General features: G+C 70.1%; 2 protein-coding genes and 1 pseudogene. 2 read left to right on the forward strand and 1 reads right to left on the reverse strand.

Annotated features, from left to right (window positions below; all coding sequences use genetic code 11):
* Both AB0M20_RS41865 and AB0M20_RS41870 read left to right on the forward strand, forming a co-directional pair.
* A partial coding sequence (locus tag AB0M20_RS41865) for an ATP-binding cassette domain-containing protein (RefSeq protein WP_364306920.1) occupies nt 1-438 on the forward strand: 438 nt, incomplete at its 5' end.
* A gap of 35 nt (nt 439-473) precedes the next feature.
* Nucleotides 474-1,295, forward strand: coding sequence for a PaaX family transcriptional regulator C-terminal domain-containing protein (locus AB0M20_RS41870; RefSeq protein ID WP_364306922.1), 822 nt, complete (start codon nt 474-476; stop codon nt 1,293-1,295).
* Here AB0M20_RS41870 and AB0M20_RS41875 read toward each other — a convergent pair.
* A pseudogene (locus AB0M20_RS41875) lies at nt 1,267-1,731 on the reverse strand (p-hydroxycinnamoyl-CoA synthetase); the annotation flags it as partial. The gene AB0M20_RS41870 and the pseudogene AB0M20_RS41875 sit on opposite strands and share 29 nt — an antisense overlap.

Consider the following 1,731-nt stretch of genomic DNA (forward strand, 5'->3'; position numbering starts at 1 on the left):
CTCGAGGCGGTGGGGCTGCCACAGGCGGCGCGGAGTCACCCGTGGCAGCTCTCCGGCGGCATGCAGCAGCGGGTGGCGATCGCGCGGGCCATCGCGTACGACCCCGAGGTACTGATCATGGACGAACCGTTCGCCGCGGTGGATGCGCAGACCCGCGCGGACCTGGAGGACCTGGTACGTGAGTTGCACCTGAACCGCAAGATCTCGACGCTGTTCGTGACGCATGACATCGACGAGTCGGTGTACCTGGGGCAACGTGTTCTCGTGTTGTCGAACGCGCCGACCAGGGTGCAGGAGGACCTCGCCATCGACCTCCCCGCGGAGCGCGACCAGCTCACGACCCGGGCGCTGCGTCGCTTCGCGGAGCTGCGAACCCATGTCTACGATCACATCCAGCGGGCCAAGCGCGGACATGCCGCCCCGCCGCCGGCGTCGTGACCGCGCGGACGACGGATTCGCCGGGAGGCAGGTCGGTGCGCAGTCGTCAGCCGAAGCAGCTCCTGCTCGCATTCTTCGGCGAACACGTCGTGGATGACTCGACGGGCCCGATCCGAGCGAGCGCCCTGATCGGCGTGCTCGAGGGCGCGGGCATCGGGGCCCCGGCGACCCGTGCGACCCTCGACCGGCTGGTGCACACCGACATCCTCGCCCGGAGCCGGAGCGGCCGGGAGATCCAGTTCTCGCTGACCGAGCACGGCGTGGCGGTGCTGCGGGAAGCGACATACCGGGTCCGCGGCCCGCGCCCCTTCGATCCGCAGGGGGAGGGGTGGACGCTCGTCACCTTCTCGATTCCCGAGGGTCAGCGGACACTACGCCACCGGTTGCGTTCGACGCTGACGTGGGAGGGGTTCGCGCCGATCCGCGACGGGTTGTGGCTCGCGCCCGGCGAGGTGGACCTCGCCGGATCATTGGAGCCGTTGCAGCAGGATCTTCCGGCCAACGCGGTCGTCGCCTTCCACGCGCGGGAACTCAGGGGTTTCCCGATCGGTGCGAGCGTCCGCGCCGCGTGGGACATCGAGGCGATCCGCCGTGAGCACCTCACGTTCATCGAGACGTGGGACGACCCCGCAGCGGCCGAGATGGCACCGAGCGCCCTGACCACGCGGACCATGCTCGTGGCGGACTGGCTGGCGCTGCTGCGCGCCGATCCGCGGCTGCCGCGCGAGTTCATGGACGCGAGGTGGCCGGCCGCGCGATCGGCGGAGGTCTACCGGTGGATGCACCGGAAGCTGGCGGAGGCTTCGGCCGCGGAGTTCGCCGCGCTCGTCACGAACGGCGCCGCGGCGAAGCGGTGAACCGGCTGCGCAGGTCCGCCTTCCGCACTTTTCCCGATGCGGTCCGCGGCAGCTCGTCCACGACCACGACGTTCCTCGGCAGCTTGTAGCGCGCGAGCTTGCCGTCGAGGTGCGCGCGGACGCTCTCGGTGTCGACGGATGCCCCGTCCCGTACGGTCACGATCGCCCACGGCACCTCGCCCCAGCGGTCGTCGGGCACACCGATGACGACCGCTCCGGTCACCCCGTCGATGTCGGCGATCAGGAGTTCGATCTCGGCCGGGTAGATGTTCTCGCCGCCCGAGATGATCATGTCCTTCATGCGGCCGGAGATGAACAGGTAGCCATCGTCGTCCAGGTAGCCCAGGTCACCGGAACGGAACCAGCCGTCCGCCGTGAACGCGGCAGCCGTCGCCTCCGGCAGGTCGTGGTAACCGTGGAACACGTTCGGACCGGC

Origin of the sequence: Actinoplanes sp. NPDC051633 (assembly GCF_040681735.1) — a bacterium.
Lineage (GTDB): Bacteria > Actinomycetota > Actinomycetes > Mycobacteriales > Micromonosporaceae > Actinoplanes.